Source organism: Gordonia sp. LMA484 (genome assembly GCF_058129505.1).
Window position 1 is genome coordinate 5,794,706 of the sequence record NZ_CM176700.1, and the last position, 20,354, is coordinate 5,815,059.

General features: G+C 65.0%; 19 protein-coding genes and 1 pseudogene. 11 read left to right on the forward strand and 9 right to left on the reverse strand.

Annotation, left to right across the window (positions count from 1 at the left end; translation table 11 throughout):
- Positions 1-29: 29 nt before the first annotated feature.
- Together AC4AMJ_RS25745 and AC4AMJ_RS25750 are read left to right on the forward strand one after the other, a co-directional pair.
- The gene (locus AC4AMJ_RS25745) at positions 30-1,277 is read left to right on the forward strand and encodes a TY-Chap domain-containing protein (RefSeq protein WP_489915611.1); all 1,248 of its coding nucleotides are present in this window, start codon (positions 30-32) and stop codon (positions 1,275-1,277) included.
- A gap of 221 nt (positions 1,278-1,498) precedes the next feature.
- Complete coding sequence (locus AC4AMJ_RS25750; protein ID WP_489898357.1) at positions 1,499-2,263, forward strand: hypothetical protein; 765 nt, start codon at positions 1,499-1,501, stop codon at positions 2,261-2,263.
- A 671-nt stretch (positions 2,264-2,934) separates the two neighbouring features.
- Here AC4AMJ_RS25750 and AC4AMJ_RS25755 read toward each other — a convergent pair.
- The 4 genes from AC4AMJ_RS25755 to AC4AMJ_RS25770 all read right to left on the reverse strand — a co-directional run bounded on the left by AC4AMJ_RS25755 (position 2,935) and on the right by AC4AMJ_RS25770 (position 5,982).
- Positions 2,935-3,348 carry a hypothetical protein gene (locus AC4AMJ_RS25755; RefSeq protein WP_489898356.1) on the reverse strand — a complete coding sequence of 138 codons (414 nt, stop codon included), beginning with the start codon at positions 3,346-3,348 and terminating at the stop codon, positions 2,935-2,937.
- A gap of 543 nt (positions 3,349-3,891) precedes the next feature.
- Positions 3,892-4,284: a hypothetical protein gene (locus AC4AMJ_RS25760; protein ID WP_489915613.1), complete on the reverse strand. Its 393-nt coding sequence runs from the start codon at positions 4,282-4,284 to the stop codon at positions 3,892-3,894.
- A 26-nt stretch (positions 4,285-4,310) separates the two neighbouring features.
- Complete coding sequence (locus AC4AMJ_RS25765; RefSeq protein WP_489915615.1) at positions 4,311-5,243, reverse strand: hypothetical protein; 933 nt, start codon at positions 5,241-5,243, stop codon at positions 4,311-4,313.
- 88 nt (positions 5,244-5,331) lie between these two features.
- A complete protein-coding gene (locus AC4AMJ_RS25770) occupies positions 5,332-5,982 on the reverse strand; it encodes an Ltp family lipoprotein (RefSeq protein WP_489915617.1) in 651 nt (216 codons plus the stop codon).
- Between the two features lie 449 nt (positions 5,983-6,431).
- Here AC4AMJ_RS25770 and AC4AMJ_RS25775 point away from each other — a divergent pair, with 449 nt between their 5' ends.
- From AC4AMJ_RS25775 to AC4AMJ_RS25790, 4 genes are all read left to right on the forward strand, one after another.
- On the forward strand, positions 6,432-9,089 hold the full coding sequence (locus AC4AMJ_RS25775) for a winged helix-turn-helix domain-containing protein (RefSeq protein ID WP_489915619.1): 2,658 nt from the start codon (positions 6,432-6,434) through the stop codon (positions 9,087-9,089).
- Positions 9,090-9,170: 81 nt separating this feature from the next.
- Positions 9,171-9,392 carry a DUF8691 family protein gene (locus tag AC4AMJ_RS25780; RefSeq protein WP_489898350.1) on the forward strand — a complete coding sequence of 74 codons (222 nt, stop codon included), beginning with the start codon at positions 9,171-9,173 and terminating at the stop codon, positions 9,390-9,392.
- A complete protein-coding gene (locus AC4AMJ_RS25785) occupies positions 9,389-10,159 on the forward strand; it encodes a DUF4386 domain-containing protein (RefSeq protein ID WP_489915621.1) in 771 nt (256 codons plus the stop codon). Before AC4AMJ_RS25780 ends, AC4AMJ_RS25785 begins: the two co-directional genes overlap by 4 nt.
- Positions 10,160-10,287: 128 nt before the next feature.
- Complete coding sequence (locus AC4AMJ_RS25790; protein WP_489915623.1) at positions 10,288-11,244, forward strand: DUF808 domain-containing protein; 957 nt, start codon at positions 10,288-10,290, stop codon at positions 11,242-11,244.
- Positions 11,245-11,319: 75 nt separating this feature from the next.
- On the opposite strand, the gene AC4AMJ_RS25795 is transcribed toward AC4AMJ_RS25790, so the two are convergent.
- Entirely contained in the window at positions 11,320-11,997 is a 678-nt protein-coding gene (locus AC4AMJ_RS25795; RefSeq protein WP_489915625.1) for an NADPH-dependent F420 reductase, read from the reverse strand.
- 1,041 nt (positions 11,998-13,038) lie between these two features.
- Between AC4AMJ_RS25795 and AC4AMJ_RS25800 the strand changes: the two genes are divergently transcribed.
- The 5 genes and pseudogenes from AC4AMJ_RS25800 to AC4AMJ_RS25820 form a co-directional block, all read left to right on the forward strand.
- On the forward strand, positions 13,039-13,362 hold the full coding sequence (locus AC4AMJ_RS25800) for a WXG100 family type VII secretion target (protein WP_489915627.1): 324 nt from the start codon (positions 13,039-13,041) through the stop codon (positions 13,360-13,362).
- A complete protein-coding gene (locus tag AC4AMJ_RS25805) occupies positions 13,359-13,652 on the forward strand; it encodes a WXG100 family type VII secretion target (protein ID WP_489915629.1) in 294 nt (97 codons plus the stop codon). The genes AC4AMJ_RS25800 and AC4AMJ_RS25805 overlap by 4 nt, the downstream gene beginning before the upstream one ends.
- 5 nt (positions 13,653-13,657) lie before the next feature.
- A complete protein-coding gene (locus AC4AMJ_RS25810) occupies positions 13,658-15,007 on the forward strand; it encodes a hypothetical protein (protein ID WP_489915631.1) in 1,350 nt (449 codons plus the stop codon).
- Positions 15,007-15,525 carry a hypothetical protein gene (locus AC4AMJ_RS25815; RefSeq protein WP_489915633.1) on the forward strand — a complete coding sequence of 173 codons (519 nt, stop codon included), beginning with the start codon at positions 15,007-15,009 and terminating at the stop codon, positions 15,523-15,525. The genes AC4AMJ_RS25810 and AC4AMJ_RS25815 overlap by 1 nt, the downstream gene beginning before the upstream one ends.
- Positions 15,526-16,044: 519 nt before the next feature.
- Positions 16,045-16,203: pseudogene (locus tag AC4AMJ_RS25820) on the forward strand (IS3-like element ISMyma3 family transposase); the annotation flags it as partial.
- Positions 16,204-16,253: 50 nt separating this feature from the next.
- On the opposite strand, the gene AC4AMJ_RS25825 reads toward AC4AMJ_RS25820, so the two are convergent.
- The 4 genes from AC4AMJ_RS25825 to AC4AMJ_RS25840 form a co-directional block, all read right to left on the reverse strand.
- Positions 16,254-17,660, reverse strand: a complete 1,407-nt coding sequence (locus tag AC4AMJ_RS25825) for a plasmid pRiA4b ORF-3 family protein (RefSeq protein ID WP_489915635.1) — start codon at positions 17,658-17,660, stop codon at positions 16,254-16,256.
- A gap of 427 nt (positions 17,661-18,087) precedes the next feature.
- Positions 18,088-18,288: a hypothetical protein gene (locus tag AC4AMJ_RS25830; RefSeq protein WP_489915637.1), complete on the reverse strand. Its 201-nt coding sequence runs from the start codon at positions 18,286-18,288 to the stop codon at positions 18,088-18,090.
- A gap of 170 nt (positions 18,289-18,458) precedes the next feature.
- Positions 18,459-19,181, reverse strand: a complete 723-nt coding sequence (locus AC4AMJ_RS25835) for a hypothetical protein (protein WP_489915639.1) — start codon at positions 19,179-19,181, stop codon at positions 18,459-18,461.
- Positions 19,182-19,275: 94 nt separating this feature from the next.
- The gene (locus AC4AMJ_RS25840; RefSeq protein WP_489915641.1) at positions 19,276-20,352 is read right to left on the reverse strand and encodes an HNH endonuclease; all 1,077 of its coding nucleotides are present in this window, start codon (positions 20,350-20,352) and stop codon (positions 19,276-19,278) included.
- Positions 20,353-20,354 lie beyond the last annotated feature (2 nt).

Sequence of the window (20,354 nt, forward strand, 5' to 3'; positions counted from 1 at the left end):
CTACCGTGCCTGTCACAGGGTCATCGCCGATGACCGACAGCACAGGGGAGGGTGCAATGACCGGTGACGCCGGATTCGATGAAAGTGTGCGCGCCGCATGGCGCGAGTTCAATGAGCGTCTCGTAATGAAGTTGGCGACGCTGGCACGCGGCGAGTTCGTGGAGGTGAGCGAATCGGGTGGCACCGGTCGTGCGTTGCTGATCTTCACGGTGACCGGCTCGGGCCGGATCCGGTGCACCGTCGGCGACCTGGCCCTCACCAACTTCTGGCCACGAGAACAGATGGCGGTCGCACGAGCACAGCGCACCGCGCTGACTCGGCTGGGTTGGCGACAGTTACGCTCGGGCAGGTACATTCGCGAGGCCGGCAAGCGCAGCGTCGGCGACCTCGCGGCCGTCTCGGCCGACGCGCTGCGAGACGTGTGGGAGATCATGCACCCGTCGTTCCTTCATCTGCACGATCCCTTCGGCCCGGAAGCCAAGGCGCGCAGAACAACCGCAAAGCCGAAGGAAATGGTGATCACCCTCAGCGGCAGTCCCACTCCCGGGATCATGCCCGACGACGCCGAGCACCTGCTGGAGATGGTCCGCGAGACCCTGGCGACCACCTCTGGTCAGAACATCGAGATCATCGACCGGAAGATCCGCTTCGACGACGACAACCGACTCGAGACCAAGCTGCTGGTCTCCCCGCACGCGATGCGCCTCGAATTCTGCACCATCGTCGGACACTGCACCCCCGACATGGAACTGATCGGCGCGGTGATCGCCGAGCACTCATCGCGCTGGCCGGACATCTCGATCGTGGTCACCAAAGACCACGTCTTCGCCGTGCGGGCGCTGGAGTGCGCCACCTTCTTTCCCACGAACCTGCTGACGGCGATGAAGGCGTGGCACGAGTTCTGCAGCGCGGGTGCGGTCGACATCATCGAACAACTCCATCCCGAGACAACCGGCCAGTTCGGGCCGCCGTATGGGCAGATGCCCCACGGTCTGGTCGAGCTGATCAAGGAGTTCGCCGCCAACCCGTGCGCGCTCACGCCCGATGCGATCGCGCGACGCACCAAGGCCAACGCGCCGATGCTGCGCCGGTATGCGCGCACCTGCGACGAGTGGCTCGAGTACTGGCCCGAGGGCGAGGTGGCCGACGGATGTCCGGACGTTGCTCAAACGCCACCGCAACGGCACGAGGTGCAACGGTTCCTACCGGTCCTGCTTCCTGCGATCGGGGCGGCCGCGGAGCTCAACGTGGGCCGGGAGATGCGGCGGGGACGGTGAGCCCGCGTGTCCCGTGTACGTCGAGTGAACGACCAGTTCGGCGCTGGGCGCAGCCGCTATGGCACCATGTCTGCGAGTAAGCGCCGTTCGGGGGTGGATGTGGGCAAGTGTCATGGCGTGTACCGCGTGGACTCATTCGGTGTCAGGGCGAGAGTCCACTTGAGTTCCGCTCTCGCCCTGTCAGTCTCCGGTGCCGCGCATGCCTTGCCGCAGGAGCAATCGTGGAGGTAGGCCCTGCCACGAGCAGGTACACATTCCGCTGGACGAAGCACAGCGATTTCGTTTATCGCCCGTCCCGTGAAGCGACGATTGTTCTGCTCGGTTTTGCCGTCGCCATGTGTGCGTTGTCCATGGCGATGTCGATGCCGATCATGGCGTTCTCAGCGCTCTCGATGGCCTGGCTGCCGATCGCCACATGGATTCCGTTGCGAACGAAGCTCGTACGACGGGACGACCACGTCGACGTCTACCGGCAACCTTTGCACCGGAATGGGGTGCTCCAGATCACAGTCATGATGGCGATGATGTGTGGCGGGATGATCGCCGCGCCTTTCGCCGGGTACGGAGGCGCCGGGCGAATGTTCGTTCCGGCGGTGATGGGTGTGGCGCTCGTCCCGGTCCTTCTTGTCGTCAGTTACCGAGACCGCGGGCCGTTGACCCTCTGGCAGGGTGGTGTCGAGTTCGGGAACGGTGACGGGTTCGAGTTCGGTCTCACGACTGTGAATGTCGTCGTGCTGAGAAACGGTGTTCCTGCCATCGAGTTCACGACGACAGGGTCGTCGAGGCGGCCGCGTCGACTTATGCATCGCCCGTACAACATTGACTTCAACACGCTGGCATCCACCATCCAGCAACTGCAGCGGTGGCATGCGCAGGGGCGGCATACGAGCCCAGCCGAGATCGAGGCGATGCTGACTGTCCGGCCTCCCGATGTGCACGTCGGCGAGACCGTTCAGTTGGTCATACCGATCACCGCTCGCCCGTGACCATGGTTATCGAATTGGCCGCGGCGCGCCGCAAAATGGTGGTCTTGTCGGGTCAGTTTCCGAGCATCCGACGACCTGTGGCGACCGTTCACGCGATTGCCCGAATTCAGAGACAGCCGAACACGATGAAGTTGACACCGAGCTGGCGTCGCACTGCCCAGGGATTACGTGCGCTGCGAGGGTTGAAGCCGACGATACCGGCCTGCCCGATCAGGCGGCTCGGCCTGATCGAACCGCCTGTGGCGCTTACACAATGCGCATCCGCCGCGACCGAGACGAATCATGGTTGGTCGCGTTGCCCTCCAGGTGATGATTTGCAGCACAGCTGAAGAGCACAAATGTACGCGCCCAGGCGACGCGCTCACCCATTGGGATTATCGGCTGCGGCTCCACTTTGCTCGATGTGAGGTGGGTGGAATCCGCCGTGCGGCGTTGAACGGCTCATCCTCGGTGCAGTGCCGGTGCCCTCAGGCTGGGCGTGGTCGCCCTTCTTCCGACGCCAGACCCGGCCGACCCCGGGGATGGCACCCATCGAGAGAATGGACGTCGCCGGCTTGACCGGTTCGGAACTTCGTCATCGCACGAACTCGTCGGCGTGCACGGCGAGGGCGTGATCTGGTGTTGGATTGCCTTACGGCTGGTGAACAGAATGATGAGGGCTTGTGCGATGGTCACTGCGCACCTTCGTAGTAATAGTCGGCCCATTCCGGCGTGACCTGCGCACCCCGGATGATCTCCTTGGCGAACTGGTCGGCGCTGTAGTCCGTGTTGGCATAACCGTTCCGTGCGAGGATGCCCATGAGAGTCGACTGCACGACGTGCGCGAACTGTTGCGGCGTCATCGCGTACGGGCTGACATTGCCGAGCACCGAGTCGATGGCGTAGCCGCCCTGCTGTCGCACGGAAATCGGATAGGTGAACGTGCTGCTGCTGGTGGAAACGCTGGTGTCACCGCTGCTGCTGTCACTGCTGTGAGCTACGGCGATACCGATCCCGATGAACACCAGGACGAGCAGGATCATGAACGTGCCACCCAGACCCCAGAGGAGGTTCTTCTGCTTGACCGGCATGGTGTTGGTTGTCATCTCTCTATCTCTCTGCTGTTGGCCGGTCGGTAGTCCGCTTGAAGGACGATTGGGTCGACCTAGCCCGATCGATGCCCCACCGACCCATTCGATGCGGCTGCCGCGGCACCAGATCGCCGAACGTGTCGTGTCCCCACTGCTTTGCCGAACACGGCTGGGGCATCCTGGCGTGCAGCAAGATCTGATCGACAAGTGCAGGTACGTGTTCGTCGACTCGACGCGACTGAAATACGTTGTACTTGTGTGTGATTCAGTTCGTCGGGAACCGAGCGCGTGATACACCGCGGCCACGAACGGAGCCCTCGACGGCCACTGGTAGGTCCCAGCATTTGATATCGAATGACAGCGTTCACAACTCTTATCGATGAGCCGGAAGATGGCATTACAAATTCGCGGAGAATTGAGTCCAAGGTCCCGTCAAACCGGGCCCAAGGTCCTGATCGCTTGTAGCGCAGTAATTAGATAGGTCAAAGACTCACAGCAGATGCTACGCCGCGGACCGAACGAACGCTGCTTCGTACCATAAAGCCATGGACGAGACCACTACTCCTTCACCCGCCGCGAACTCAACCCCTCCGCAACCCGCTTGCCCAGCAGCTTCACCACCGGATATCGGTCGATCTGCTCGAGCGTCAATTCGGCTGTGGGACTGGTGATGCGAGCCAAATGGTCGGCATCGATGTCCGGAACCTCCAGCGCGACCTGGCGTGCTTCGACGACGTCGATGTTCTCGTGCGTCCAGATGAAGTCGGCATCGCGATGATGATCTTCGGTGACGAACCAGTTGGCGATGAAGATGGACCGGTTCGGGATCAGGGTCCACACCTTGCGTTGATCGATCGTCGCTCGGGCGGACGGTTTGGTCGCCGCCAGCCACTCCAGCGCATCGTTCTGGACGTTCACGAGACGCCAGAACTCCCATCCATGACTCGGCATCGACCTCTCCTCTCGTGACCGCGTGCTCAGACGCCGCCGACGATGTGCGGTGTGGGCGGGGTGAAGCTTGTGTTGTCGGGCAACGGATTCGCGCCCTTCTCCTCGCCGATCTGGCGCACGGTCTTCACACCGTTGAACACGCTGTCGCCCTGGCGTGCGAGTGAGTCGTCGTACCACTGGAACCACGGGTATCCGTGGCGGCGGTACTCCTCGATGGTCAGCGGTTCACGGTGCGGCAGTTCACCGGTGAGTGATTGCCACACAGTCGAATTGACGAGCCGCAGCCGAACCTCGGAACGTGCTTCCAGAGTCCAGTTCTCCCGGGGTTCGATCGGCGTGGCGATCGACTGCTCAATGGCTCCGCCCGCACCGAGACCCATGCCGGTCGGCACCGCAGCGCAGATCTCCATGACATTGTGCAACTTCGGCCGCTCCGCCCACACGTCGGCCTTCAGCGGGACGACCGAGAACCGGACGAGACCGTCGTCGGTGCCGGTGAGTTGCTCGGCGGCCGAGTAGCCGTCGCCTAGCGGCATCGCGACGAACTGGCGCACGGTGGTCGCGTTGACCCGGAACCCGTCCAGCCACGGCTGGGTGGGCACCTCGAAGTAGTCCTCGGTCTGAAAGTCCGGCTGCGGCGAGTACGTGTCACCGGTGACCGCGTTGATCCCACCGACACCGACCTTGACCAGAAACGGATACCCCTCGGGTGCGGTGAAGTCGATCCACGTTGCCTCGGATTGCCACAAGGGGAGTACCGCGTCTGATCCGGCGATACCGTCGGCGTCGATCTCGCGGGTGGAGCGGATGTCGAGAGCACCGAGGCTCGGCGGCAGCCCGTAGGTGGTCGCGTCGTCGGGCACCCGCAAGGTCCGATGGAAGGTGATGCGCAAAACGGCGTCATCATCCACATCGGGGAACGAGAAGTCGATGGCCTTGGGGCCTGCGATGACGGTCATGGGGCTCCGATCTGTGAACGTGCTGGTGGCCAGCGTAGGAGAGGGGTATGACAGATCGGCGATCCAGAAACGCAGCCGACCTGCTCGCTTACAGGCCGAGCTGGTCGGCGGCGTAGGTCGCTTGCTCGACGGTGAACTGGTCACCGGCATCCGAGGTCAGTTGATCGATCAGGCCTGAGCGGGACATGCCGGTCATATCCAGATACGCCTTGCCCGCCTGCACGGCTTCCTCATTCCAGTCCACATCGCCCTGCTCGATGTAGTTGACCGCAACGGTGGCATCCTCCACGGAGAACCCGTCCCCGGCATCCGAGCTGAGCTGGCCGATCAGTCCCTGCTTGGACATGCCGGTCATGTCCAGGTACGCCTTACCGGCGCGGACGGCATTCTTCTGGCTGCTGGTGAGACTCGGAGCCTGCTGGGTCACCGGCGCCGGTGCCTCGGCGGCAGACGTTTCGACGGCCGGGGTCGCCGTGGCCGGAACCTGGGCGACGGCATCCTGCTGCACGGCCGGCACGTCGGCCGGGTTGGTGGCGGAGGCGCTGGTCGGGGAAGCGCTGACCTCCTTCGTCTCGGTGTCCGATCCGCCACCCATGGCGGCGCCGATGCCGCCCAGGATGACGAAGGCAGCGATGCCGCCGACGACGATCTTTCTGCGACGACTCCACCCCTTCTTGCCCTCGGGCGTCGTCGGCGGTGCCCACTGCGCGGTGGGCAGGTCGTTGTTGTGCTGTGTCATCGTTGACCTTTCGTAGTTTTCGATGTGCTGATCGGCGATCGGGTGATCGCTTGCCGCGCAGCACATCGTCCTCAGCGTCGAGATGGCTCTGATCCGAACATGGTTGTGCGCGTGGTTATCACCGCAGAGCAAGAGTTTGGTGACAGCCGCCACGCGGACCGTGAGGTCCACGTTCATGGGATCGGCGGCAATGGGGATATTCGCTGCGATCTCTGACATGCTGATTACAAAATAGGAGGAGGGTCTGACAAGAATGGGCGGCTGATACGCCGACGGGCTTATTAGCGGGGTATGGCAGATCGAGCGCGCAACACTTGCCGAGTCGACACCTCGGTGCTGCACTGAGCGAGTGCCGTCGTCGAGATCGTTGCGCAGAGTCCACCGGCCGGGCGCCGCCCGTGTCTTCCGGTGCGTATGCGCCGGCCACGCGTGATCGAGCGGATCGCCGCATGGACACCAACGACATGCTCCTCGTCGAGACCAAGCTGCATGCCCCGCGGCGACGCCGGGACATCGTCGAACGCGCCCGTCTCGTCGAGCGCCTCGGGCACGCCGACCTTCCGCCCCTCGTACTCGTGTCCGCGCCCGCCGGATTCGGCAAGTCGACCCTGCTGACCGAATGGCTCAGCGCCACGGACACTTCCCGAACAGCCTGGGTGTCACTGGAACATCGCGACAGCGACCCGACGGTGTTCTGGTCCTACGTCATCGCCGCACTCCGCACGATCGACCCAGAGGTCGGTGCGGGGGCTCTGTCGACCCTGCGGTCCTCGCCGACCGCGTTGGACAGCGTCGTCGGGTCGATGGTCAACGACCTCGCCGCGCTGTCGGATGACGTCGTCCTGGTGTTGGACGACTACCACGTCATCGAGTCCGTCGAGATCCAGGAATCGATGCGCCTGCTGGTGGACCGTCTGCCGGCACAGGTCCATCTGGTGGTGTCGAGCCGGGCGGACCCGCCGTGGCCGCTGGGCGGGATGCGTGCGCGCGGGGACCTGCTCGAGATCCGTGCCGCCGACCTTCGCTTCACCGTCGGCGAGGCCGCGACGTACCTCAACGACGCCGCCGGTCTCGCGTTGACTCCGCTCGACGTCGAGGCATTGGCGGATCGCACCGAGGGATGGATCGCCGCCCTGCAGCTCGCCTCGCTGTCGTTGCGTGGCCGCGACGACCCGTCCGGATTCATCGCGGGATTCGCCGGGGACGACCGATTCGTCGTCGACTATCTCGTCGACGAGGTGCTGACCCGGCAACCCGACGACGTGCGCACCTTCCTGCTCGAGACCTCGATCCTGGGTCGCATGACGGCCTCGCTGTGCGCTGCGGTCACGGGCCGCACGGACGCCGGGGCGACACTCGATGTGCTGGAGCGGTCGAATCTCTTCGTCGTCGCGCTCGACGATCGTCGCAGCTGGTATCGCTATCACCATCTGTTCGCCGCCGTCCTGCGTGCTCGCCTCGACGTCGAGCATCCCGGGCGGGCAGCCGTGCTGCACCGACGGGCGGCCGACTGGTTCGAGACACAGGGAGACCGGCCCGAAGCCGTCCGCCATGCCCTGGCCGCGCAAGACTTCCCGAAGGCAGCCGAACTCATCGAACTCGCCGTCCCGTCACTGCGCCGGGCCCGCCAGGACGTCACCCTGCGGGACTGGCTCGACGCGCTGCCCCCGGAGCTCCTCGGCGACCGACCCGTTCTCGAACTCGGCTGGGTGGGCGCGCACATGGTGACCGGTGACGTCATGGGCGTCGAATCCGCCCTCGACCGCATCGAGGCCTGGCTCGATCCCGAGCGCAGCGACGGGATGATCGTGCACGACGCCGACGAGTTCCGTCGATTGCCCGCGCAGGCCGCCATGTACCGGGCCGCCCTCGCGCTGCTGCGCGGTGACCTGTCCGCCACCATCACCCACGGCCACCGCGCCGCCGACCTCAGCGCCACCGACGACCACCTCGGCCAGGGTGCCGCCGCAGCCCTCATCGGACTCGCCGCATGGGCGCGCGGTGATCTCGACACGGCCGCCCACCAGTACACGGCCGCGATCGCGGCGTTTCACGACGCCGAACACTTCGCCGACATCCTCGGCTGCTCGCTCGGTCTCGCCGACATCCAAACCGCCCAAGGCCACCTCCGTGCCGCCGAACGCACTCTGAACACCGCCCTGGATCTTGTTGCCGCACAAGGACCTTTGCGCGGCGCCGCCGACATGCACATCGGTCTCGCCGAAATTCACCTCGAACGCAACGAGCTCGACGAGGCGACCGGGCGCCTACAGGCGAGTCTCGCGCTCGGCGACGGCCGGGCGCTCGGTCAGCATGCGTATCGGTGGCGCGTCGTCGACGCCCGGCTCCGCGCTGCCGCCGGACAGTACGACGACGCGCTCGCGTTACTCCGCGACGCCGAGCGTCACTACGACACCGACTACTCGCCCAAGGTCCGCTCGGTGTCCGCCACCATCGCGCGGGTGCAGCTGGCCGCCGGTGACCTCGACGCGGCACGACGGTGGGCCGTCGACTCGGGCCTGTCCGCCGACGACGACCCCGACTACCTCCGCGAGTACGAGCACCTCACCCTCGCCCGCATCCTGCTCGCCTCGAACCGAGCCGTGGAGGCCACCCGGTTGATCGAACGCCTCCGGGGCGCCGCCGAGGATGGCGGCCGGATCGGCAGCCTCGTCGAATCGCTGGTGCTGCTGGCCCTGGTCCGTCGGGCAACCGACGATCCGCGCGCACCGGAGGCGCTCGACGAGGCGCTCATCCAGGCCGCACCGGAACGCTTCGTGCGGGTCTTCCTCGATGCCGGGCCGGCCGCTATCACGCTGCTGCACAACGCCGCCCGCCACAGCCGAGCCGTCGACCAGGCGGCTGCCATCCTCGCCGCCGGCGATGCCCAGGCCACTCCGACGCGGCACGCCCTGGTGGACCCGCTGACGAGTCGGGAACGCGACGTGCTGCGTCTGCTACGCAGTGAGCTCACCGGCCCCGAGATCGCGGCCGAACTGGTCGTCTCGCTCAACACCGTCCGCACCCACACCAAGAACATCTTCAGCAAGCTCGGCGTGACCAACCGCCGAGCCGCGGTGCGCCGCGCCGACGAACTCGGCCTGTAGCCGCCGACCGGCGAAATTCACCACCCGAATTCACCAGGTGTGGTGAGGACTACTCACCACATCGGTTTCTATGTTCGATCCGTGCAGTACGAGATCAGAGTCGCCGGACACCTCGACAGCCACTGGGAAGCGTGGTTCGACGAGCTGAGCATCACCCGCGCACCCGACGGCAGCACCTGCCTGCGGGGTGACGTCGCCGACCAGGCTGCTCTGCACGGCTTGTTGCAGAAGCTGCGTGACCTCGGCATCCCGCTGATCTCGCTCACACCGACCGACACCGTTTACGAAAGGAATGAACCATGACCATCTCCCTGACCGCGACGCCGTGGGCGTCGATGGAGCCGGCGCGCAAAGCCACGTTCGCCGCCGGCCTGTTCTACATCGCCACCTTCGTCTTCTCCATCCCCGCACTGGCGCTTTACGACGGCGTCGTCAACGACCCGAACTTCGTGCTCGGCGCCGGCGGCGACCAAGGCGTGCGGTGGGGTGCGCTCATCGAGATCCTCACCGCCCTCTCGTGCATCGGCTCCGCCGTGGCCCTCTATCCGGTGCTCCGCCGCTACGGTCCCGGCCGGGCCATCGGGTTCGTCGCCAGTCGCACCCTCGAGGCGGCGATGATCTTCACCGGCGTCCTCGCCGTCCTCACCGTCTACACCATGCGACAGGAGCTCGCGGGAGGCGACGCCACGGCGCTCAGCACCACCGCCAGAGCCTTTGTCGCCGTCAAGGATTGGACCTTCCTGCTCGGTCCGGGGATCATGCCGGCCATCAACGCTCTCTGTTTCGCCACGATCGTCTACCAGTTCCGCTTGGTGCCGCGCTGGATTCCAACACTCGGCCTGATCGGCGCCCCGCTGCTGCTCATGTTCGCGACGGGTTCTCTTTTCGGCGTCTGGGATCAGGTGTCGAGCGTCGGAATGCTCGCGGCCGTGCCCATCGCGGTGTGGGAGTTCTCCGTCGGCATCTACATGATTGTCAGGGGTTTCCGGATGCCGGGCGCCGACCACGACGGCCACGTCGAAACGGTTGTTCCGGTCGCTGTCCGCGGCCCTTCTGACACTCGTCACTGATCGGGATGGCGATGCGGCCACAGCGCACCGCCATCGCTATCCACCCCGAGAGTCTCTGAGGTCGGCCGGTCCACCAGCAGTGTGGGCATACTGGTCGGTGACTCGTGCTTCGTATCCTGGAGGTTGTTGTGGCTGGTGGCCTCGTCGCTCTGCTCGACGACATCGTGACCCTGACCAAGGTGGCCGCGGCGTCGGTCGACGACATCGGTGCGGCAGCCGGTAAGGCCAGTGTCAAGGCGGCCGGTGTGGTCGTCGATGACACCGCCGTGACGCCGCGGTATGTCCACGGGTTCACCCCCGACCGTGAACTGCCGATCGTCCGCAAGATCGCCATCGGGTCGATTCGCAACAAGCTGCTGATCATCCTGCCGGTCGCGATGATCCTCAGTCAGTTCCTCCCACGGGCGCTGCCGTATCTGCTGATCGCCGGCGGACTGTTCCTGTGCTACGAAGGCGCCGAGAAGGTGTACGAGGCCTTCGGCGGAGGACATGGACACGGGCACGCCGACGAGGTGCCCCTGGCGGCCAAGGGTCCGGAGTTCGAGAAGGCGATGGTCAACGGCGCGATCCGCACCGACCTCATCCTGTCGGCGGAGATCATGGTGATCTCCCTGTCGTCGGTCGAATCCGAACCGTTCCTCACCCGATTGCTGGTACTCATCGTGGTGGCCTTCCTCATCACCGCGCTCGTCTACGGGGTGGTCGCGGTGATCGTCAAGATGGACGATGTGGGACTGTCGCTGGCGCAACGCAAGTCGTCGGCGAGTCAGCGAATCGGACGCGGCCTGGTCACGGCGATGCCGAAAGTCATGTCCACTCTTACTGTGGTCGGCATCGCTGCCATGCTGTGGGTCGGCGGCCACATTCTGATCGTCAACGTCGGTGAGGCCGGATTCCATTGGCCCGCCGACCGTCTGCACGACCTCGAGCACTGGTTCCACGAGTTGTCCCACGGGTTCGGCGGCGTCCTGTCCTGGACCGCGGGGACGGTGGTCTCGGCGCTCGTGGGATTGGTGATCGGCGCGATAATCGTGGCGATCATGCACTTCATCCCGAGGCGCCGGGAGCGCAGCGAGCGGGCCTGATTCACACGGCGCCGTCCCAAGGGAGTGCCCACCGAGTCACCGGTGTGATCGCCGCACGCACCACCCTGTGACGGCTTAACGCACGAGCTTCAGATTGAACATCGGTGTGCCCAGCGCGCCCATAGCGCGCAGCCACAGCGGTAGGTACATCTCGGGGCCACGGGCGGTCTCGATGCCGCCGAGGTCGAGGACATCGTCGTGGCCGAGCGACTCGATCAGCCCGACCACGATCGCCTTGGCCGCTGAGTCATTGCCGGAGACGAAGACGGTGGTGCTGGCGCCCAGGGCCGACGGGTTGACCATCACCGGCGCACTGAGGGTGTTGAGGCCCTTGACGACCTTGGTCTCGGGGAACGCGCGCTGGATTTGCTCGCCCAGTGAATCGGTGTTGTCGACGAAAAGCGTGGGAGGGAAGCCGGAAGAAGGATCCAGAGGGTTGGAGATGTCGAGCAGGACCTTGCCGGCGAGGTTGTCGGCACCGGCCTCACCGAGCATGTCGAGCGCGGCGGCACCATTACCGGCGAACACCACCAGCTCGGCACCGGCGGCCGCGTCGGCGAACGAAACCAGGGCCACCGACGGATGGTCGGCGTGCCAGGCCACGAACGGCGGATTACCCATGCGGTCGGGATCGGTACGGGCGAGCGTGGCAGACGGGTCTCGGGTGCCGATGGCGACGGAGTGGCCCAACTCTGCGAGGCGACCCGCGATCGCGCGGCCGACCATGCCGGTGCCGAGAACTGCGATGTTCATGGCGTTTCCTTTGAGATGACTGTGTCTTCGGATGTGTTCTCATCTCATCTTGCCGAGTCGGCGATTGCCAGGAAACCCCTGCGCGCGGCGATCCCTGGTGCTGCTGAGAAGTCTCAGCGTCAGATCGCCGAGAACCTCGATACCACCCAGCCAGCGTCAGTCTCCAACTCAATTTCGCCCCGTTCTCGACCGCGTCGCCAGCGTCGACGACCTACATGAGCACGGCAAGGATGCGATTGTTGAGTACCGGGTGCTTCCGCCGCACGGAAGTGGTGCAGGAGTTCGTGTCCGGGCAGGCAAGACACTCATCCTCGGACTGCAAATGGCGACGGTCAGATGGCTCATCGAGCTGTGCAAGAGAACTCGACAGAGTCAATCGTCAGGTTCGGTACGCACGATTTTTGCTTGATGGTGGCGCAGTTGCGTGGACCTTGCCGGTGCTGACCGGCGTTCGTAGTGCAGGTCTGAGTGTGCTCACCGGTGTTTAATGGGACTCGGCCAGCTCATGCACCCTCATGGTATTCGGCCAAAGACTTTTTCCGGTTTCACCACCGCCAGATGCGACCTCAACTGTCGCGGAGTCGGTTCCCGCTGTCCGTACTGCGTCGACAATCCGTTTGCTGATCCGTTGGTCGCCTAGGCTGACCCCTTCTGACACCTGTCGCTGATCGGTCAGTGCTAGCCAGTGATTGACTCGTGGATGCCAGTGACGGGCAAAGAGACGCGAGTGGAGAGTGTCGAAGCCTGCGCAGCGTTGTTGTTGGCGACGGGTTCTGCGCCGGTCCGTCGCCCGACTGAGTCCGCGCAGAGAACCGACCCAAGGAACGAGTGCTGCCCGTGATGTCAGGCGATTCGTGCCGGTGCTGCCGGAGGCGATCGGGGTGGTGGCGGAGCTCACTGTGGCGTCGGAGATGAGGCGGGGGAGGTGAGCGATGGGACGCCGGGTCTACTCGTTGAGCGACACCACCTCCGCGGGGGCAAGGTCATTTGCCTGAATAGCTCTGATGGCCATGGCAATCCAACTGCGCGTACGATGCGTTCATGACGGTCGGGGGGTCGGCAGGTCCACACGTGGATGTGGTGCCGGAAGAAGTCGCCAAGGTGGGCCAGTCCATCGGGCAGGCCGCAGATCAGTTGAGTAAAGCGCTGACGGCGACCGGCCGCGATGTCGAGTCACTTCTGTGCGCGGGGTGGACCGGGGACGCGGCCAGAGCGTTTGGGCACGGGTGGTCCGACTGTGCCGACGGAGGACGGCAGATCCTTCACGCCCTTGCGACGTTGTCCGCGCGTCTGCATGCGGCGGCGGGCGACTATGAGAACGCCGATCATGAAGCGGCATCCGTCGACGTCTGGCTCGACCTGTGAGCGGCGAATTCCAGGTCGACCTGGACCAATTGGACGCAGTCGTCGCGCGCATGGCGAACTACACGAAGTTGCTGGCCGATCAGCTCGCCCTGATCGATCATCAAGCCGGCACCTTGGTCTCGACATCCTGGTCCAGCGAGGCGACGCAGGCATACATCGACGCCCATCGACAGTGGGTAGCCGGAGCGGAGGAGTTCGCACGCGGCGTCGACGAGATGAGAACCGCCGCACAGCATGCGCATGAGCGCTACACGAAAGCGCACCAGATCAACTCACGGATGCTGCGGTAGTCGATATGGTCAACGTCGACCCGCAGACCTACTTCACAGCAGGCAGTGCCTGTCGGCAGATGGCCGGTGACGTGAGTGCGCAACTCGGCCTGCTGCGTGTATCGCTGAACCAGTGCGGCGGCATGGCCGGCGACTACCCAGAGGCCCACACCTGGGGTGGCAACTATGACACCAAGACGAAGGATTTCCTGAATTCAGCCCAACTCCTGGTGAATGCCCTGGAGAACTTCGGAGATGTCGTCAACGTGGCGGGCCACAACTGGGCCGTCGCCAACTACGAAGCCAATCGAAACCCGAACAAGGGTGCGCCGCCAATAGCGCCCGCGCGGTCGCGCGGGCCGTTGTACACCGGCGCCATCGCACTTCCGCCCACCTCGGTCGGTGGCAACGGCGACGGACTCGACACCGACGTGCCAGGTCTCCTGGAGAAGATCGGCATCCCGGTGCCCAACGGCGACACCGGCAAGCTGGACAAGGCCTCCGCCGCGTGGAGCGATTTCGCCGCGCATGAGCACATCAGCAGTGCTGGAGACTCTCTCCAGCGCCTGCACGATTCCTTCGACGCGATCGAGTCCGATGATGCGCGCAGCGTCCAGGAGCATCTGCAGAACCTGAAGTCTGCGGCGGGCGGCGTCGCCGAGTATGCATCGGCGATGGCCGCTCCGATGAGCAGCCATCGCAGCGCGCTCGGCGACCTGCGGACTTCGATGAGTGGTCGTTCGCACGAACTGCTGATGGCACTTGGTGCGCTGGCCGCGACGGTGGTGGTCGGGCTGGTCCTGCTCACCGTGTTCTCCGGCGGGTTGGCTCTCGCCGGCGCAGACGAAGCGGGCGCAGCCGCCGGAACAGCGTCGGGGGCCGCGATGATCGCCGAAGCGGCAACCGCGCTGCGGGGGATGATCACCGGCAGCCGCCTACTCGTCGTGCTCGCCGGCGCGGGTGCTGCCGGGGCGGGAGCGTTTGCCGGAGCTCACGGTCTCACGGCAACAGGCGCCTTGGAGCACCTCGCGATGCTGACCGCTGAGACGATAGACGAGTCAGACGACGCCCCCAAGTACGTGCCGAGTCCCAAGCACGACACCAGCATGCCCCATCATGGCCGGCAAGGTACTCCGATGGACCTCAGCGACGAAGAGGCGCAGGAGGTCCTCGACAACTCGGTAGCGTCGGGTAAGCAACGATATGGGGTGCGGGATGGGAAAGTGTATGTGTTTCAGCCAGATGGCTCCGGTGGCTATCACGGTTATCCCGCGACGAGCCCCCGAGACGTGCCTGGCGAGGCGTTGCAGCGGCTTCGAGATCACGGCGACATCACGACCGCACAACTCAAGAAGATGTTGAGAGGCGACTATTGATGACCACTGAGAATGACCTGCGCCCGCGACACCTGCGCTTCGTCGAAGAGTCATCCCGGCGGCAGGATTCACGATTCGGAACGATGTGTCCGGAGCTCGCTTTGGTTCTCCTGGAAACCTCTGAACACCCGCGCGAGGTCTTGTTTCAGGCCGATCTTCTCCTTGAACCGATGCTTGAGTGGCTCCGGGATAGTGAAGCGGCGATACGTGATGATCCTCCGGCGATCACCCAGCAATCAGGGGAGACGGTGGGAGTGACTCTGGCTCGTGCGTACGACCTGATCGACGACAACATGGACGTCGATGTTGCGTTGTTGGTATATAAGTCGCTCTATCATTACAACTCCCATCACAACTTTGGTTTCGGTGCACCCGGGATGGAGATTCCGCGAGTCCTGATTGGTCGCGGTGAGCACGGTGTCGAGGTCTGCAACTGGATCGACAATGCTGCGGAGGACCATCCGTGGCGCCACGTTGTGGATGTTGATGATTTCTTTGCACACCTACCTGCCCTGTGACGGAGCCATCGGGAGCAGTGTGCTCTCGGCGCCGATGCAGAATGAGATCGGAAGGTGCCGGACAGGATCACGCCCGTCAGCGGCAGCGGATGCGGGCCCAACGCGGTGTCGGCCGGGAAGATGACCGGAAACGCGGTGAACAGTGTGCCGATGGACGTACCGTTCGTGGTCGCCAGCATGCCGACGATGAGGAGGGCGGTCCCGGGGATAACCCAGGGATCCGCTGCGCTCCACGTCCGGACTCCGGGGCAACCTGCGCCTTGTCGAATACTGGAACAGCGACGACTCCGACGAGTGATCTGTCCCGGTGTTTCCGCAGGCTCCTCTCAAGTGAGGATGAAGCCTATGGCAGCGGGATCGAAGTTGGGGTATCGATTCGATGTGCACTGTGCTCTCTGCGCATGGGTGGAGCATCGCCCCGTCCGCGTACTGCGTGGATATCAACCGCGGCCCGGGCGCCTGTATGTTGCGCGACGCGCCCGTCAGCGACGCGATTCAGTCGCTGCGCAACCGACAGCCGCCGCGCGGGTCCTCGGTTCATGCAAGGCGTGGATAGTGTTGCGTGGCAGAGGCATAGATGTCGCTCGATGCACTGTTGAGCGGGTTATGTGGCAGATGGCATGGCGTGGCGCGAGTAAGAAGAAGCGGGTACGCACAACCGTGCCCGACTCGGGTGCGCAGCCAAGACGTGTCGGCACCTCGGAGTGGTAACCCGCGCCGCCACCAGGTCAGGCGTGTCGGTCGATCGGATATCCGGTCACCCCAGCCCGCGCCACCGCGATCGCGGTCGGACTGAGGCGCAACGGAGCCGGCCGGCGACGCGGCGGTGACATCGCAGAGAGTGCGTCGTAGGCGTTGCCGTTCATGCGCTGCACATCGTATTGATCGACGGGCGCGCCGGTGGACAGGCGGTAGTCGAGCGCGTTGAGTAGTGCCGCGAGGTGCCCCATCGGGAGTTCTCCGCCCTCGGTGGTGGCTGCGTAGAAGAGAATCAGCAATGCGGCATCGCGGCGGAACGGGTCGTCGGCGTATTTGAGGACGAGCCGGCCGGCTATGTGGTTGGCCAGGCCGACGGGGTCGTCGATCACCGTGGCGCCGGCCTTAGTGAGCAGCAGACGGCCTTTCAACTTGCGCAGTAAGCCCAACCGCTGCAGCGATTCTCGAAAATGCAGCACCGGCCACGCGTCGATCTCGCGGGTCTTCGAATGAATCCAGTCCCGCATCTCCGGCAGTACCTCACTGGCAGCCGCGACGTCGACGGGCTTCAGATAGCCCGCCGCCGTCAACGGGATGCCCTCGCCCTGCGCCCGCCGCAGGAACCAGATGTGGGGATCGAGATCGAGCGAGAGTTGTTCGGGTGCAATTGATACAGCAGGGCCAAGGAGGCGAGCCGCCCGCGCCGACAGGTCGCCGGAGGTGTCGACGTGCTGGAGCTGGTGAAGCATGTCGACCAATCGCCTGGGCACGCCGGTCAGGGGTAGCTGGGCGACCGGATCGGTCATCGTCGTGTTGACGGCCGTGATGTCGAAGTGCGCCGGGTCGGGTACCACCGTCGCCAGGTCCTCGGCGCTGAGGAGATGACCGCAGTCCTCGGGCGGTGCCGCACGGGCCCCGTCGACGCAGATGGCCAGCGGGGTGCCGTGCTGTAGTGGCTCGATGCTTTCGAGGCGAAGGGTCAGAGCCCAATGGTCGCCGTAGTCGTAGACGTAGGTCATGATGTCGCCGGGCTCGTGCATCGTCTCGTCGAGCCGCACCGACAGCGCCGGCTCGCCGTCGTCCCCTTCGACATAGTCGTAGTCGCACAGGAACAGCTCGCTCGTCCGACCGAACGGGTCGCCACCCAATGCGAAGCGGTATAGATGATAATCCCACCAGCCGAACGCGCCTTGGATCGCGCGGTGCACGAGGTCCAGTGTCATCTCCGACCGCAACTCGACGGTGCGCCAGATCGGCGGCGCCGAGTCGTCGAGGTCGATGCGGACCCGGAACACCACAGCATCGCGCATCCGCGGCTTCCGGAAATGGCCGCGCTGCTGCGGTTCCGGAACCTCACCCACGCCGGCCTGGGACGGATGTAGGCCGCCGAGGATTACGTCAAACCGTGGGCGTGCACCGTCGGACGGGGTGTCGGTCATGGGTCGAGGATAGGCTGTGGCAGCCGGCCCGGCGGCCGTCAGCCCGGGTCGGACAGATCGGGCACGATGGTCAGGTGGTGACGCCCTCGTCCCGCCAGGCGGCCGGGATTCGCCGGAGGAGTCGTCGGCGCCGGCCTGGAGCGGTAGCCCAGCGGATGGACCGACCCGTGCGGGTCACGCAACGTCAGCGACCACGGATATGGCACACACCACCACTCCCGCAGGAACCCGACACTTTGCCGTGCGATCTCGCGGTGGGCGCGCCGTCCGACCTGTCTTATGTACCTGCTCCTTCAGGGCTGGTAGTGCCAACCGGCGGCGGCCAACAGCAGACGATACGACGTATGCTGGTCCCGGTTACCCTGTGGCAGTGCGCTATTGGGGACTGCGCAGCGTACCCGCCCGGAGTTGATGGCGGCGAACGTGATCAGCTGTCGGCCCCGGCCTCGCTCGGGAACCCCAACTCGATGAACTCGAACACGCCGGTCTTGAGGTCGTCGAGTCGGGCGGCGAGATCCTCGGTGAAGTCGAGCCAGGGCTCGGGCTCGTCATCATCCTCAAAGCCGTCGAACGGCATGGTGTGCCCCTGGTCCTCCGGGCCCGGACGGAATCGGGTCCGGGCAAACATTGGTGATGGGCACGCTACGCCGAGGCAATGACATCGCTGGAAGTCGAGCGTGGACATACGCCGACTCTTTCTGGCGCCCGTCATTGACGGTCACGCGTGCGGCGGTGCCCGATCAGACGTTTGCGGGAAGAGCGACCGATGCTGCGGCGGGCAAAGTCGTAGCGCCGGCGTTAGGCGAGCGCAGCCTCCCGCCTGACTGCTGCCGCTATGCCGTCGAAGCGCACAGGCGACACTTTCAGTACGCGCGGCAGCACCGACAGAGCGATGCTGCGTTGTTTGCCGAGTTGGCGGTTGATTGTTCTGGTGGCGACGACGTAGAACTCCCACTGATCGAGCCGAAGCGGATCGGCCGCCGCACGGTCCTCGGCAGTGTGGACGCAGAACACGTATACGTCGGCCTGCCGCATGGCTGATGACTCGTAAGTGTTGCTTTCGGCGTGCCAGCCCACTGTCTCGGCGATGTGAAAACGCCTCGACGACGGCTGCGTGACACCCCAGCTCTGCAGGAATGCCGTCGATTTCACCTCGATCGTGATGCCATCGGCCGTCTTGAGGTCGAACGCGTCCCACTCGCGTCGGACGCTCTGGTCGACGCATCCGAGCGCCAAACCGACGATGTACTCGGCGAGCTGGCCGCGCAGCGCGTTCGACAATAGGTCTGAGGATGTCCAGGACCAGAAATCACTGAGTGTGGAAGCCTGCGCAGCGTTGTTGTAGGTGAAGGGTTCGGCGCCGGTCCGGCGCTCGACCGGCTCGGTGATGTCGGGAGTCACGACCTCACTGTGGCACGCGTTCGCAACGCTTCGGTGGTGAAAGCGGCGTCCCAACGCGCGATCCTGCGACCGCGGATTGTCGAGAAATGACCTGTCATTCCTCCTGATGCCGTCGGTCACGGGTTGACGTTGCCGCAACGATGGAGGGCGGTCGACCGGTCGAGCCTGTCCTGTCCTCGGCCGGTGCTCTTGTCACTGACTTACCAGACGGATCTCAATCGATATACCATTCGAAGTCGACCCGGCCCAACACCCCGATGTCTCTGCGGCCCAACCAAACCGGTGTGCTCTCCGGTTGAGTGGCATACAGCCCGCGCGCCGCGGACACCACCCGATCGAACTGGCTGGGCCAGTTGATGTCGGCGGCGAGCGCATCGAGCACCGACTGGCCGCGGTCCAGTGCGCGGTCGACGTGGGTGGGGGAGGGCAGCAGGTCGGACTTGTTGGAGTTGCAGGCCGGGCAGGCCAGCACCAGGTTGGCGAGGCCGTCGATGCCGACGCGCGACCACGGCAGCACGTGATCGACGTGTCGGGCGGTGGTCAGTCGTGCGGCACAGTAGAAGCAGTGCGGTCCGAACGCGCTCGCCAGGATGTCGCCGGCCTTGAGTAGCGAGACGCGGTCGGCGCCGAAGAGGTGGTCGGCGATATCGGGGCCCTCGGCCAGCAGGGTCTTGTTCATGCGGCGCACGTCGTCGACCCAGGCGAGCTGGAACGCGGGCTTCAACAGCGGGGCGAGGCGGGCCAGCGTCGTGCAGACACCGGGGTACAGCTGCAGCTTGTTGCCGCGATCGGCGATGACCCGCAGGGAGTCGGTGCCCATCCACGAGTCGTCGTAGAGGAAACGTTCGTGGTCGGTGGCGGTGGTGACGTTCTGCAGCAACTTGAGCGGGTACCGGACCAGCGTGCGTTTGACGGTGGTGTGCGCGGTGCGGTCGGCGTCGGACCCTTCGGCGACCACCAGGTCGACGGTCGGTGTGCGGTGCGAGCGGGTCAGCTCTGCGCGCAGACCGGCGACGGTGGTGAAGATGACCCCGCGGCCGTCGGTGGATTGGCGCAGCTGATGTCCGTCGAGCGGTCGCATCTGACGCCAGTACAGCTCGATGACCCGGGCGGTCAGGTCATCGAGATCGATGTCGACAGCGGCGCGCGGATCATCAGGGACGGATTCGACGCTTAGATCTAGCAGCGCCATCAAGACGGCGAGCTTGTAGGTCGCCGTGCGTCGCCCACCCTCGAGGAGGGAGACCAGCTTCTGACCCAGGGTTAGGGGGTCGGAAGGCGGGTAGGTCATGG